General features: G+C 70.3%; 13 protein-coding genes. 8 read left to right on the top strand and 5 right to left on the bottom strand.

Annotated elements, in window-relative coordinates; all coding sequences use genetic code 11:
* The first annotated feature begins 12 nt into the window (after positions 1 to 12).
* Positions 13 to 1,572 carry an ABC transporter permease gene (locus tag Mth01_RS13965; RefSeq protein ID WP_204016269.1) on the top strand — a complete coding sequence of 520 codons (1,560 nt, stop codon included), beginning with the start codon at positions 13 to 15 and terminating at the stop codon, positions 1,570 to 1,572.
* Positions 1,569 to 2,660, top strand: a complete 1,092-nt coding sequence (locus Mth01_RS13960; protein ID WP_204016268.1) for an ABC transporter ATP-binding protein — start codon at positions 1,569 to 1,571, stop codon at positions 2,658 to 2,660. Before Mth01_RS13965 ends, Mth01_RS13960 begins: the two co-directional genes overlap by 4 nt.
* Here Mth01_RS13960 and Mth01_RS13955 read toward each other — a convergent pair.
* The gene (locus Mth01_RS13955) at positions 2,615 to 4,123 is read right to left on the bottom strand and encodes a 3-hydroxyacyl-CoA dehydrogenase family protein (protein ID WP_204016267.1); all 1,509 of its coding nucleotides are present in this window, start codon (positions 4,121 to 4,123) and stop codon (positions 2,615 to 2,617) included. The two genes, Mth01_RS13960 and Mth01_RS13955, sit on opposite strands and share 46 nt — an antisense overlap.
* Before the next feature lie 58 nt (positions 4,124 to 4,181).
* On the opposite strand from Mth01_RS13955, the gene nucS reads away from it, so the two are divergent.
* The 6 genes from nucS to Mth01_RS13925 all read left to right on the top strand — a co-directional run bounded on the left by nucS (position 4,182) and on the right by Mth01_RS13925 (position 9,321).
* Positions 4,182 to 4,853, top strand: coding sequence for an endonuclease NucS (nucS, locus tag Mth01_RS13950; RefSeq protein WP_204016266.1), 672 nt, complete (start codon positions 4,182 to 4,184; stop codon positions 4,851 to 4,853).
* Positions 4,854 to 5,007: 154 nt separating this feature from the next.
* Positions 5,008 to 5,841 carry an ABC transporter ATP-binding protein gene (locus tag Mth01_RS13945; RefSeq protein ID WP_204016265.1) on the top strand — a complete coding sequence of 278 codons (834 nt, stop codon included), beginning with the start codon at positions 5,008 to 5,010 and terminating at the stop codon, positions 5,839 to 5,841.
* 36 nt (positions 5,842 to 5,877) lie between these two features.
* Positions 5,878 to 6,726 (top strand): ABC transporter permease, encoded by an 849-nt coding sequence (locus Mth01_RS13940; RefSeq protein WP_204016264.1) that lies wholly within the window; start codon positions 5,878 to 5,880, stop codon positions 6,724 to 6,726.
* Positions 6,684 to 7,937: a sensor histidine kinase gene (locus Mth01_RS13935; RefSeq protein ID WP_204016263.1), complete on the top strand. Its 1,254-nt coding sequence runs from the start codon at positions 6,684 to 6,686 to the stop codon at positions 7,935 to 7,937. Before Mth01_RS13940 ends, Mth01_RS13935 begins: the two co-directional genes overlap by 43 nt.
* 7 nt (positions 7,938 to 7,944) lie before the next feature.
* Positions 7,945 to 8,565 (top strand): response regulator, encoded by a 621-nt coding sequence (locus tag Mth01_RS13930; RefSeq protein ID WP_204016262.1) that lies wholly within the window; start codon positions 7,945 to 7,947, stop codon positions 8,563 to 8,565.
* 168 nt (positions 8,566 to 8,733) lie between these two features.
* On the top strand, positions 8,734 to 9,321 hold the full coding sequence (locus Mth01_RS13925; RefSeq protein ID WP_204016261.1) for a TetR/AcrR family transcriptional regulator: 588 nt from the start codon (positions 8,734 to 8,736) through the stop codon (positions 9,319 to 9,321).
* A gap of 82 nt (positions 9,322 to 9,403) precedes the next feature.
* On the opposite strand, the gene Mth01_RS13920 is transcribed toward Mth01_RS13925, so the two are convergent.
* From Mth01_RS13920 to Mth01_RS13905, 4 genes are all read right to left on the bottom strand, one after another.
* Entirely contained in the window at positions 9,404 to 9,997 is a 594-nt protein-coding gene (locus tag Mth01_RS13920; protein ID WP_204016260.1) for a response regulator transcription factor, read from the bottom strand.
* Positions 9,994 to 11,196: a sensor histidine kinase gene (locus Mth01_RS13915; RefSeq protein WP_204016259.1), complete on the bottom strand. Its 1,203-nt coding sequence runs from the start codon at positions 11,194 to 11,196 to the stop codon at positions 9,994 to 9,996. The genes Mth01_RS13920 and Mth01_RS13915 overlap by 4 nt, the downstream gene beginning before the upstream one ends.
* A gap of 80 nt (positions 11,197 to 11,276) precedes the next feature.
* A complete protein-coding gene (locus tag Mth01_RS13910) occupies positions 11,277 to 12,383 on the bottom strand; it encodes an ABC transporter permease (protein WP_239089654.1) in 1,107 nt (368 codons plus the stop codon).
* Positions 12,384 to 12,388: 5 nt separating this feature from the next.
* Positions 12,389 to 13,267, bottom strand: coding sequence for an ABC transporter ATP-binding protein (locus Mth01_RS13905; RefSeq protein ID WP_204016257.1), 879 nt, complete (start codon positions 13,265 to 13,267; stop codon positions 12,389 to 12,391).
* Positions 13,268 to 13,334: the final 67 nt, after the last annotated feature.

Below are 13,334 nucleotides of genomic sequence, written 5' to 3'. Positions count from 1 at the left end.
CGCTTTCCCGACATGAAGCGCATGAAGCGCAGAACGGGGACAGGCCGGACGGAGCGGTCCTACCCGCCGCTGATGCTGGCCGCCGCCGTGTCCGTGTCGCTGATCGCGCTGATCCCGCTGTGCTTCGTCGTCGGTTACTCGGCGAGCATCGGCCCGACGGAGGCGGCCCGGCTCGTCTTCCGGCCGCGCACAGGGGAACTGCTGTGGAACACCGTCCGGCTCGCGGCCGGCTGCGTGCTGCTCTGCGCGGTGATCGGAGTGAGCGCGGCCTGGCTGGTCGAGCGGTCCGCACTCCCCGGCCTCCGGGTGTGGAACGTGCTGCTGGTGGCCCCGCTGGCCATCCCCGCGTTCGTCAACAGCTTCGGCTGGGTGTCGCTCATGCCCGGGGCCACCGGATATGGCGGCGCCCTGCTCATCGTCACACTCTCGTACTTCCCGCTGGTCTACCTCCCGGTCGCCGCCGCGCTGCGCGGTCTCGACCCGGCGCTGGAGGAGTCCGCACACGCGCTCGGGCACTCCCCCTGGCGGACCTTCCTGCGGGTCGTCCTGCCCCAGTTGCGGCCCGCCCTGCTCGGCGGCTCGCTGCTGATCAGCCTGCACCTGCTGGCGGAGTTCGGAGCGCTGCAGATGCTGCGCTTCCCCACCTTCACAACGGCGATCTACGACCAGTACCAGTCGACGTTCAACGGTCCCGCCGCCAACATGCTCGCGGGGGTGCTGGTGGTGCTGTGCCTGCTGCTCCTCCTGGCCGAACTGAGACTGCGCGGGCGGGCCCGCTACGCGCGTCTGGGGGCCGGATCGGCCCGCCCCTCCCCGCGGACGCGGCTCGGCCGCGGCACCGCTCCCGTACTGCTCGGCCTGGGCGTGCTGATCGCGCTCGCGCTCGGCGTACCGCTGGGCAGCCTGGGCTACTGGCTGACGATGGGAACCTCGTCGGCCTTCCCGGTCGGGATGCTGGTCACGACCACGCTGACCTCGGTCGGGCTGGGAGCGGCCGGCGCGATCCTCACCACGGTCATCGCGCTGCCGGTGGCCTGGCTGTGCGTCCGCCGGCCCGGCCGGCTCAGTGTGATCCTGGAGCGCAGCACCTACTTCGGCAACGCGCTGCCCGGCATCGTCGTGGCGCTCGCGCTGGTGACGATCGCGATCCGGCTCACCCCCGCGCTCTACCAGACGACGGCGCTGCTGCTGACGGCCTACGCGATCCTGTTCCTGCCCCGGACCATGGTGAACGTCCGGTCCGCGCTGGCCCAGGCGCCCCCGGTGCTCGAGGACGTCGCGCACGCCCTCGGCGCCGGGCGGTCGGCCACCTTCCGGCGGGTCACACTGCGGCTGATCGCCCCGGGCCTGGGCGCGGGAACCGCCCTGGTCTTCATCGCCATCGTCACCGAACTGACGGCCACGCTGCTGCTCGCGCCCATCGGCACGCACACGCTCGCGACCCAGTTCTGGAGCCACAGCGACAGCATCGCCTACGCCGCCTCCGCTCCCTACGCGGCGCTCATGGTGCTGATCTCGGCACCGGCCACCTACCTGCTCACCCGAGAGGCGAGGAAAGGAGCGCGTGCATGACAGCGCTGACCATCATCGGGGTCACCAAGTCTTTCGGGACCACATCCGTGCTCGAAGGAATCGACCTGCACGTCCCCGCTGGGAGCCTCACCGCCGTGCTCGGCCCCTCGGGCTGCGGGAAGACCACCCTGCTGCGGCTGATCGCCGGCTTCGCCGATCCGGACGCCGGCGCCATCGCCATCGGCGACCAGACGGTGTTCGCCCCGGGAAGGTCGGTCCCGCCACAGCGGCGGCGGGTGGGCTATGTGGCCCAGGAGGGCGCCCTGTTCCCGCACCTTTCCGTGGCCGCCAACATCACCTTCGGGCTGTCCCGCTCCGCACGCAGGGCGGGTGAGCGCGTGCCAGAGCTGCTCGACCTGGTCGGCCTGGACCGGCGGCTCGCCACCCGGTTCCCGCACGAGCTCTCCGGCGGTCAGCAGCAGCGGGTCGCGCTGGCCCGGGCGCTGGCCCCCGGGCCCTCGGTCGTCCTCCTCGACGAGCCCTTCTCCTCCCTGGACGCGGGCCTGCGCGAGGGGACCCGGCGGGCCGTGGTCCAGGCGCTCCGCGAGATCTCGGCCACCGCCGTGCTGGTCACCCACGATCAGGCCGAGGCGTTGTCGCTGGCCGACCAGGTGGCCGTGATGCGGCAGGGCCGTCTCATCCAGCTCGACGCCCCGGCGAAGCTCTACAGGTACCCGTGCGACACCGGGGTCGCCGGCTTCGTCGGAGAGTCCGTGCTCCTCCCGGCGGACCTGCGGGACGGCGAAGCCGAATGCGCTCTCGGCGTCCTCCCGCTCCGCGACTCGGACGATGCCGCCGAAGCGTCGGCGCAGCCGCGGCGCGGCGCGGTGCTGATCCGTCCGGAGCAGATCCGGCTGCATCCCTTCGCCGACGCCGCCGGAGTCGGGGCGCAGGTCGCCGACGTCAGCTTCTTCGGCCACGACGCCGCCGTCCGGCTGGACCTCCTGCCGGACGGGCCGCGGGTCACCGCCCGGGTCCTGGGCCAGGACCTGCCGGTGCCCGGCGAGCTGGTCCGGCTCACCGTCACCGGCGACGTGCTGGCCTACCCGGCCGACCGGATGCTCGGCACCCCGGCGGTCACGAGCTGATCCAGCAGGGGCGCGGGTGCGAAGGCGGGGTCGCGATATTCGGCGTAGAGCGCACGTAGGCCGTCCCTGACCTTCGCCAGGCCGATCTCGTCCAGCATCTCGAACGGCCCGGCCGGGTAGCCGCAACCGAGCCGCATCGCCTCGTCGATGTCGGCCGCGGTCGCGTACCCGCACTCCAGCATCCGCACCGCGTCGTTCAAGTACGGGTAGAGCAGCGCGTCGACCACGAGCCCCGCCCGGTCGGCGCAACGCACCGGGGTACGCCCCAGCACGGTCACGAGATCGCACGCCGCGGTCACCGCCTCCGCGGAGGTGAGCACGGTCGACACCACCTCGGCCACGCTCTCGCCCACGAGGTGCAGGCCCACGAGCCGATCGGGACGCGGGAGCCGTACGGCGAACTCGACGACGGGGGCGTCCGACAGCGCGACGACGAGGTCGGCATCGGCCACCGGGCCGATGTCGGACGCCTCGGCGAGCACGGCCTTGAACCCGGCGGTGTCGAGACCGGCGGCGAATGACGCCGCGGCCGGCCCGTCGCCGACGACGCCGACCAGCGAGATCGCCGGCTTCGACAGCGCCTCGGGGGCGGGAGCCGTACCCTCGCCGGCGTGGGAGTGGAACCCCCGCCCGGTCTTGCGGCCCAGCAGCCCGGCGGTCACGAGCTCGCGGAGGATCGGCGCGGGCGCGTGACGGCGGTCGCGGCTCTCCCGGAACAGCACCTCGCACACCTCGTAGGAGGTGTCCAGGCCGATCAGGTCGAGCAGCGTGAACGGCCCCATCGGCAGGCCCACGCCCAGCTTCATCGCCGTGTCGATGTCGTCCCGGTCGGCCAGCCCGGACTGGAGCAGATGACACGCGTGGTTGAGGTAGCCGAGCAGCAGCCGGTTGACGACGAACCCGGCCCGGTCGCCCGCGACGACGGGCGTCTTGCCGAGCCGCCGGGCGAGCTCCGCGATCTCGGCGGGCAGCCCCTCCTCGGTGACGACGGTCTTGATCACCTCGACCAGCCGCATGACCGGCGCCGGGTTGAAGAAGTGCATGCCGATCACCTGCCCGGGGCGGGAGGTGGTGGCGGCGATCGCGGTCACCGACAGGGAGGACGTGTTGGTCGCCAGCACCGCCGACGGCTTGCAGATGCGGTCGAGGTCGGCGAACAGATCGCGCTTGAACTCCATGATCTCCGGGATGGCCTCGACCACGAGGTCGGCGTCGGCCAGATCCTCACGGGAGGTGGTGAGGGCGATCCGCTCGAGGACCTCCCGCTGCTGCTCGGCGGTCATCCTGCCCCGGGCGACGGCCCGGCCCGTCGAGCTCTCCAGATGGCCGCGGCCTCTGGACAGCGCGTTCTCGTCGGCCTCGACGCCGATCACGCGCAGCCCGGCACGGGCGAACACCTCCGCGATCCCGGCGCCCATCGTCCCGAGCCCGACGACTCCGACCGTCTCGAACGTCCGTGTCATGCCAGTCAGTCTCGCAGAGCACCCCCCGGCGCCCGTAACCCAGGTAGTGTTGGCGCTCATGCGGCTGGTCATCGCTCGGTGCAGCGTGGATTACGTGGGAAGGCTGACGGCCCATCTACCGATGGCGCCCCGACTGATCCTGATAAAAGCGGACGGATCGGTCAGTGTGCATGCCGACGACCGGGCGTACAAGCCGCTCAACTGGATGAGCCCGCCCTGCAAGCTCCGCGAGGAGGCCATCGACGGCGTGCTCACGTGGTCTGTCGTGCACAGCAAGTCCGGCGAGAAGCTCGTGCTGACCATCGAGGAGATCCTGCACGACTACAGCCACGAGCTGGGCGTCGACCCCGGGCTGCGGAAGGACGGCGTCGAAGCGCATCTGCAGGAACTCCTCGCCGAGCACATCACCACGCTCGGCGACGGCTGGACGCTGATCCGCCGGGAGTACATGACGGCGATCGGGCCGGTGGACATCCTGTGCCGCGACGAGCTCGGCGGCACCGTCGCCGTCGAAATCAAACGGCGTGGCGAGATCGACGGTGTTGAGCAGTTGACCCGCTATCTGGAGTTGCTCAACCGCGATCCCCGCCTGGCCCCGGTCAAGGGGATCTTCGCCGCGCAGGAGATCAGGCCGCAGGCCCGCGTCCTCGCCGCCGACCGGGACATCGACTGCGTCATCCTCGACTACGACGCCCTGCGCGGCATCGAGCGCACCGACACCCTGTTCTAAGGCGTTCCAGGGACACGGCCTAAGCCCTTGATGGGCGTTTCGGCGTACGTCAAACGGCCGAGGACGGCCGAGGGCGCTGTCCACCGGTCGGAGGACATCGAGGTTCATTCCGCCGGTGGTGTCGCGGGAGCCGTACGGCGTGGACGCTTGAGGCATGACAAACGCGATTGAAGTGCGCGGCCTGACGAAGCGGTACGGCGACGTCCAAGCGGTCGCGGGCCTCGACCTGGACATCAGGCAGGGCGAGGTGTTCGCCATCCTCGGCCCGAACGGCGCGGGCAAGTCGACGACGGTGGAGATCCTCGAGGGGTACCGCTCCCGCGACTCGGGTGAGGTCAGCGTGCTCGGCGTGGACCCGGCCCGGCCGACCAGGCAGTGGCGGTCGCGGGTCGGCATCGTCCTGCAGACGGCCAACGACGCGGCCGAGTTGACCGTCCGGGAGACCGTACGGCATTTCGCCGGCTATTACCCCAATCCGCACGATCCGGACGAGGTCATCGAGAGGGTCGGGCTCACCGCGAAGGCCGGCAAGCGGGTACGCCAGCTGTCCGGAGGTCAGCGCAGGCGGGTGGACGTCGCGCTCGGCATCGTCGGCTCCCCCGAGCTGCTGTTCCTCGACGAGCCGACCACCGGTTTCGACCCGGAGGCGCGGCGGCAGTTCTGGGAGCTGATCGAGGGCCTGGCGCACGACGGCACGACGATCGTGTTGACCACGCACTATCTGGACGAGGCCGAGGCGCTCGCCGACCGGGTCGCGGTCGTCGCGCGAGGCCGGATCGTCGCCGAGGGCACGCCCGCGACGCTGGGCGGCCGGGAGGCCGCCAAGGCCCGGGTGACCTGGGCCGACGGCTCGGTGGAGACCGACACCCCGACCAGGACCGTGCTGGAGCTCTCCCGGCGGTTCGGCGGCGAGGTCCCCGGCCTCACCGTCACCCGCCCGACGCTGGAGGACATCTACCTGCGGCTCATCGAGCCCTCCGCCAACTGACCCGAAATCTTCTCGTCCCGATTGCTGAGGCCCCCCATGACCAGAACCGCCACCGCCGTCACCCGTACGGCGGCCGCCGACCGCCCGATGCCGTCCGTCCTGAGACTCGGCCTGGCCCGCGGCGCCCTCGAGAACAAGATGTTCTTCCGCGAGAAGGACGCCGTCATCTTCACCTTCTCCTTCCCGATCATCCTCCTCGTGCTGTTCGGATCGATCTTCTCCGGCAGCATGGAGGGGACCGGGATCACGGTCTCCCAGCTCTACACCGCGGGCCTGATCGGCGCCGGCGTGATGGGCGCCGGTTTCCAGAACCTCGGCATCGGCATCGCCGGCGACCGCGAGGACGGCACGCTCAAGCGGCTGGCGGGCACGCCCATGCCGCGTGCCGCCTACTTCATCGGCAAAGTCATCAACGTGCTGGTCATCGCGCTGCTCGAGACCGTGATCCTGCTCGCCATCGGCGTCTTTCTGTACGACCTGGACCTGCCGTCGAAGGCGTCGAGCTGGGTGACGTTCTCCTGGGTGTTCCTGCTCGGCGTGTCGGGGGCGGCCCTGCTCGGCGTCGCGGCGAGCAGCCTGCCGCGTTCGGCCAAGAGCGCGGCCGCTGTGATCAGCATGCCGTTCGTGGTGCTGCAGTTCATCTCGGGGGTCTTCATCCCGTTCACCCAGATGCCCGAGTGGCTGATCAACATCGCGTCGATCTTCCCGCTGAAGTGGATGTGCCAGGGCTTCCGGTCGGTGTTCCTGGGCGATGCGGGGGCCGCCCTGGAGCTGACGAAGTCGTACGAACTGGATCGCGTAGCCTTGATCCTCGCCGCCTGGCTCATCGGAGGTCTCGTACTGTGCCTGACGACGTTCCGCTGGAAGGGCCGTCGCGACGGATGACTCCGTACGGCACGGCGGACAGCGAGCCGGGCGCCGAAGCGTCCGGCTCGCACGCGTGGCAGGCCTCGCGCGGGTGGGAGGCGCTCTTCGCCGTCGCCCTGGCCGTGGCGATCTTCTCCGTGATCCTGGACTCTGACGTCCCGGCCTGGGCCAGGGCGACCACGATCACACTGCTGCTCCTGTGCACCATCGCCTATCTGCTGCTCGGCCGTCCCGCGATCAGGGAGGGCGACGACGACGACAGCGGGCGGAGCCTCCTCTACTGGGCGCTGATCCTCCTGGCCTTCGTCCCGGCCTCGGTCATCTCCCAGCCCGCTTCGTTCACGCTGTTCGCCCTCTGCCCGCAGGCGTTCATGATGCTGCGCCTGCGCACCGCGGTCATCGCGGTGCTCCTGCTCAACTTCGCGCCCGGGGTGCAGTTCGCGGTCCGGGGGGAGACGAGCGTGACGGAGCTGGCGATCTTCGTGGTGACGGCGGCGATCGGCGCCACGTTCGCGCTGATCTTCGGCCCGTGGATCGTCCGGATCATCAAGCAGAGCGCGGAACGCGCCCATCTGATCGAGGAGCTCAGGGCGAGCCGGATCGAGGTGGCCCGGCTGTCGGCCGAACGCGGCGCACTGGCCGAACGCGCACGGCTGGCCGGGGAGATCCACGACACCCTCGCCCAGGGCTTCACCAGCATCATCATGCTCATCCAGGCCGCCGAGGCCCAGGCGGACCCGTCACGTCACCTGGCACTGGCCGTGCGGACCGCCCGGGAGAATCTGGCCGAGGCCCGTGCCCTGATCGCGGAGCTCGCTCCCGTGCCGCTCGACGGGTCCTCACTGGAGGAGGCGCTGCGGCGGGTCACCGGGAGGCTCGGCGAGGAGCTGGGCATCAACACCTCCTTCACGGTCGAGGGCGCCTCCGTGCCGTTGTCGCCGAGCACCGAGGTCGTGTTCATCAGGGCCGCCCAGGAAGGCCTGGCGAACGTGCGCAAGCACGCGACGGCCTCGTCGGTCGCGGTGTCCCTGCGGTACGGCGAGGCCGGTGCGACGCTGACGGTGCACGACAACGGTGTGGGCTTCCACGCCGGCGACGACGCTCAGGGATTCGGCCTGCGGTCGATGCGCACCCGGGTCGAGCAGGAAGGCGGCACGTTCGCCATCGAGTCGTCCCCCGGCCGGGGCGCCGTCCTCACCGTCACCATGCGCCGCAAAACTGGAGTGTGATCTTGCCGTGATTCGTCTGCTGATCGTGGACGACCACCCCGTCGTACGGGAGGGTCTGCGGGGCATGCTGGAGTCCGATCCGGATGTCACCGTCGTCGGCGAGGCCGGGTCCGGCGACGAGGCGGTGGCCTTCGCCGCCGTACTGACGCCCGACGTGATCCTGATGGATCTCAGGATGCCCGGCGGGGACGGCGTGGCGGCGACCAGGCGGATCCTGGCCGACCGGCCGGCGAGCCGCATCATCGTGCTGACGACGTACGAGACCGACCAGGACATCGTGCGGGCCGTCGAGGCGGGCGCGACGGGCTACCTGCTGAAGGACACCTCCCGGGCGGACCTGCTGGCCGCCATCGCCTCGGCCGCGCGCGGCGAGACCGTGCTGTCCCCCTCCGTGGCCACCAAGCTGGTCACCCACCTGCGCAGCCCCGTCACGGGGTCGCTGTCCAAGCGCGAGACGGAGGTGCTGGCGCTCGTCGCCCGGGGGCTGACCAACGCCGACATCGGCAAGGCGCTCTTCATCAGTGAGACCACCGTCAAGACGCATCTGCTGCGGATCTTCACCAAGCTGAGTGTTTCAGACCGCACCGCCGCCGTCACGACCGCCCTGGAACGAGGCCTGCTGCGGTAGCAGAGTGTCAACTTGACCGCGCTGTCAACCCTTTCGGCGTCTTTGGCATGACTGGAAAGTACGGATTTGCCGATACTTCCATAAAAAGGATCTTGGGGTCATAATGATGTACTTGGGGGGGTCCTGACATGATGAGGTGAACAAGTGGCGGGGCGTGAATATCGGGGGATGACGGCGGAGCAGAGGCTCGCCGATCGAAGGGAGAGGCTGATCACGGCGGCGTACACATTGTTCGCTCAGCCGGGTTTCCATGACACGACCATCGAACGGCTCTGCTCCACGGCCCGCATCTCGAACCGCGCCTTCTACGAGTGCTTCACCAATCGCGACGAGCTGATGTGCGCGGTCTACGAGCGCTGTGTCGAGGAGACCCTGGACGCGGTGAGCCGGGCAGTCGAGAAGGCGGCCCCCACCCTGAACGACCGGATATTGGCGGGGGTAGGGGAATACATCCGGTTCGTCACCATGGACGTACGGCGGGCGCGACTCATGCACCTCGAGGTACGCCGCGCCGGCGACGTCCTCAGCAGCGCGCGGCAACTCGCGGTGAAAGGGTTCAGCCAGGTCATCCAGAACGCGGTGGGCGACGTGCCGCACGCCCTGCCCCCGGACCTGCACCTGCTCTCGCTCGGCCTGACGGGAGCGATCACCGAGTTACTGATCGAGTGGGTGCTCGCCGACCCGGCACCTCCCGTCGACGGGCTGATCGAGACGGCCACCCACGTCTTCCACCGCTCGCTCCAACCGGAGACCTGAGAATACGGCCCGGCCCGGAGCCCCCTCTCCTGCCGATGTTCCTCCGGGCGCCGGCTCCCGCAACCCGAACGGTCGGAGAATCTCAGATCCAGCCCATCTCCCGGGCGGCGCGGATCGCGGTGATCCGGTTCCCCGCACCCAGCTTGCTGATCGCGTTGGACAGATAGTTGCGCACGGTGCCCTCGGAGAGGTGCAGGGTCGCGGCGATCCTGGCGATCGGTGCGCCCTCGGCCGCCAGCGCGAGCGCGTCGCGCTCGCGCTGGGTCAGCGGGCACTCCCCCGCCGTCATGGCCGCCGCCGCCATCTCCGGGTCGAGATAGCGACTGCCCGCGTGCACCTTCCGGATCGCCGTCGCCAGCTCGTCGGCGGACGCGTCCTTGGGGATGAAGCCGCGCACCCCGGCCGCGAGGGCGCGCCGCAGATATCCGGGTCGGGCGAAGCTGGTCAGGATCAGCATGGCCCGCCCGGGCAGGCTCTCCGCCACGGACAGCCCGTTCATGCCCGGCATCTCGACGTCCAGCACGATCACGTCCGGTTCGTGCTCCCGTACGGCCTGCGCGACCTCGTCCCCCCGCCCGACCTGTGCGACGACCTCGATGTCCGGTTCGAGCCCGAGGAGCGTGGCGATCGCCACCCGGATCAGCCGCTCGTCGTCGGCCAGCAGGACCCGGATCACGTCGTCACCTCGACCTGCTCGCCGCCCTTGGCACGTTCGACTGCGCCGGCGGACGCGACGGGCAGCGGGGCGACCGCGCGCAGTGTGAACTCCCCCGATCCGGTCGGCTGCGCGGTCAGCGTCCCGCCGATCTCCGCCATCCGCTCGGTCAGCCCGGCCAGGCCGTTCCCCCCGCCGTCCGCATCCCTGGAAGCGACCGGGGCGACCCCGTCGTTGCGCACCTCGAGCACCGCCTCCTTTTCGGAATGCCGCAGCACGATGTCGCATCGGGAGGCCGAGCTGTGCCGCAGCACGTTCGTGACCGCCTCGCGGACCACCCAGGCGAACACCGGGGCGACCTCCCGCGGCATCTCGCGGTAGGGCAGGTGAAGGTGGCAGCTCACCCCGGCGGCTTCCAGCACCCCGCGCACCGCGCCCAGTTCCGCCGTGAGGTCGAGCCTGCGATAGCCCCTGACGGCCTCCCGAAGTTCACGCAGAGCCGTACGGGCCAGGCCCCGCACGGCGCTCATCTCCTCCCTGGCGGCGACCACGTCGGCGGCGCTCAGCCGGACGGCGACCTCGCTCTTCACCGCGATGGCCGAGAGCTGGTGACCGACGAGGTCGTGCAGATCACGGGCGAAGCGCAACCGTTCCTCGGCCACGGCCAGCCGCGCCTGCGCCTCCCGCCCGGCGTGCGCCTCCTCGGCGAGGCGCCAGATCCACACCCACAGCCGGTTGGTCCAGGGGAAGAGACCGCTCATCGCCAGGTGGTAGACGATGATGCTGACGATGACGCCCGCGGTGACGCCGGGTTGGGCGAGATCGTCCGTCGACACCGTGGGGTCATGACCCCGCAGCGTCGCGATCAAGGTCAGCGGGGTCACGACGACGGCCGTGCCCGCGCCGAGCAGGAACGCGGACCGCCGGGAGACCCCCAGCGCGGCCACCGAAAGCCACGAGATGGGCACGAACCCCCAGCCCATCATCTGAGAACCCCCGATGAGCGCCACCGCCAGGGAGACGGCAGCGGCCACCACGACGTCCCGCCGGGCGTACTCATAATCCAGGACCGCGCGAACGATGCGGACGTAGAGCCAGCTGAACACCACCAGCCCGGCCCCCGCGGCCAGCGTCCGGAACCATGTCGTCGTCCCGGCCTCAAGCCCCGCCGGCGTCGCCATGGCGACGAAGAACCAGGGAAGGGTGAGCGAAACGTACATCGTCCACCTGACGACTCTGCGCGCCCGCCTCAGCCCGTCATCCACCGCTCAGCCCGTCTTTTAGCGAGATCTTGCTCAGCTTATCGAGATCCGACGACCTCGCGAAGCCGTACTCTGGCCCCTGTGCGGAGCACGGCGCGCTCGTACACCCGGCCGGCGAAGAGCACCATGGCGGCGACCGCCACGACCATCAGGGCACCCGAGAGCAGGATCTCCCAGGCCGGGGTCGCCGCCGCCGTGGCCCGGACCGGCATCACCATCGACGAGAACGGCGGGACGTACGACGCGATCGTCGCCACCAGGCTCGTGGGTTCCTTGGCCGCGAAGAAGGCGACGCCGTACGACGCGAACATCGTCATGGTCATCGGCGTCAGCACGTTGCCGACCTCCTCCTGCCGGGAGACGAGCGAGGCCAGCGCGGCGGCGACCGCGGCGAAGAACGCGTAGCCGAGCACGAACCACACGACGATCCCGGCCACGATGCCGGCCATCCCCGGCGGGAAGTCGACCGCCAGACCCGAGGCGAACGCGGCGCCCAGTCCCGCCGCCAGGACGACGACCAGGTTGATCAGGCCGACCACCCCGAGGCCGAGGACCTTGCCGCCGAGGAGTTGCCAGGGCCGCACCGACGTGAACAGGATCTCGACGATCCGGCTGCCCTTCTCCTCGACCACGCCCATCGCGACCATCATGGGAGTCCCGACGACCAGCATGAACAGGATCAGCACCAGCATGAACGCCATCTGGGAGCGGGTCTCCTCATAACGCGTGTCCGCGCCGATCGACTCCATGCTCAGCGGCGTGGTCCGCACTCCGGCCGCCTGGATCTGGGCCTCCCGGTGGGCCGCCTGCAGCATCAGGCCGAGCTCGCTGTCGATCTCCCCGTCGGACAGCACCCTGATCCCCGCGGTCCCGCCGATCATGGCGGCGTCCACGTCCCCGTCGAGCACCGCGCGCCTGGCGGTCGCCTCGTCGGAGAAGGTCCGCCACTCGATCTCGGTGTCGCCGCCTCCGTGGACCGCCAGCTCCTGGCTGTTGACCAGGCCGATCGTGTAGGAGTCGGGCCCGCCGAACAGCTTGGGCGCGAGCGTGATCCCGACGATCAGCACCACCGTGACGGCGAGCCCGACGAAGAACCCCTTGGTCCGCACCTGCGTCCGGATCTCACGTCCGGCCACCAACAGCATGCCGTTCACGCCACGGCCCCCCTGAAGATCTCGGTCAGCGTCGGCTGCTCGACGCCGAAGTGCTCGACCCGCCCCGCCTGTACGGCGGCATGCAGGATGTGCTGATCGTCCCCATCAGTGGCGATCAGCACCTCCCGGCCGTTCTCCACCCTGAGGTCGCCGGGCAGCCCGTCCGCCCAGCCGGACTTCGCTTCGGCCACCACGACCCGCAGCCGCCGCCCGACCGACGACCGCAACTCGTCGACGGTGCCGGAGGCGACCATCTGACCGGCCGAGATGATGCCCACCGAGTCGCACAGCCGCTCCACCAGCTCAAGCTGGTGGCTGGAGAAGATCACCGGTACGCCGCCGCGGGCACGCTCCTGCAGCACCTCGGCGAGGGCGTCGACGGCCAGCGGGTCGAGCCCGGAGAACGGCTCGTCCAGGACGAGCACGTCGGGGTCGTGGACCAGGGCCACCGCGAGCTGCACCCGCTGCTGGTTGCCGAGCGACAGCGCCTCGACCGCGTCGCCGACGCGCTCGGTCAGCCCGAGCCGCTCGATCAGTTCGTCGGCCGCCTTGCGGGCTCCCACCGGGGAGAGCCCGTGCAGCCGTCCGAAGTAGCCGATCTGCTCGGCCACCTTCATCTTCTGGTAGAGGCCGCGCTCCTCGGGCATGTAGCCGAACCGCCGCCGCTCGGTGAAATCCAGTGGGCTGCCCTTCCAGCGGACCTCCCCCTCGTCGGTCTGCAGGACGCCCATCACGATCCGCATCGTCGTGGTCTTGCCCGCGCCGTTCGCGCCGACGAATCCGAACATCTCGCCCTGACGTACCGCGAAGCTCACCCCGTCGAGCGCCCGTTTCGCCGCGCCGAATGTCTTGCGCAGGTCCGTTATCTGCAACATGCGACGATCATCCCGCCAGTCCGCCCGCGGCCAGAAGTCGCCGATATCAGCGCTTGCAGATGACATC

It is taken from the genome of Sphaerimonospora thailandensis, from assembly GCF_016863115.1.
GTDB lineage: Bacteria > Actinomycetota > Actinomycetes > Streptosporangiales > Streptosporangiaceae > Sphaerimonospora > Sphaerimonospora cavernae.
This window is presented reverse-complemented; position numbering and strand designations above follow the sequence as displayed.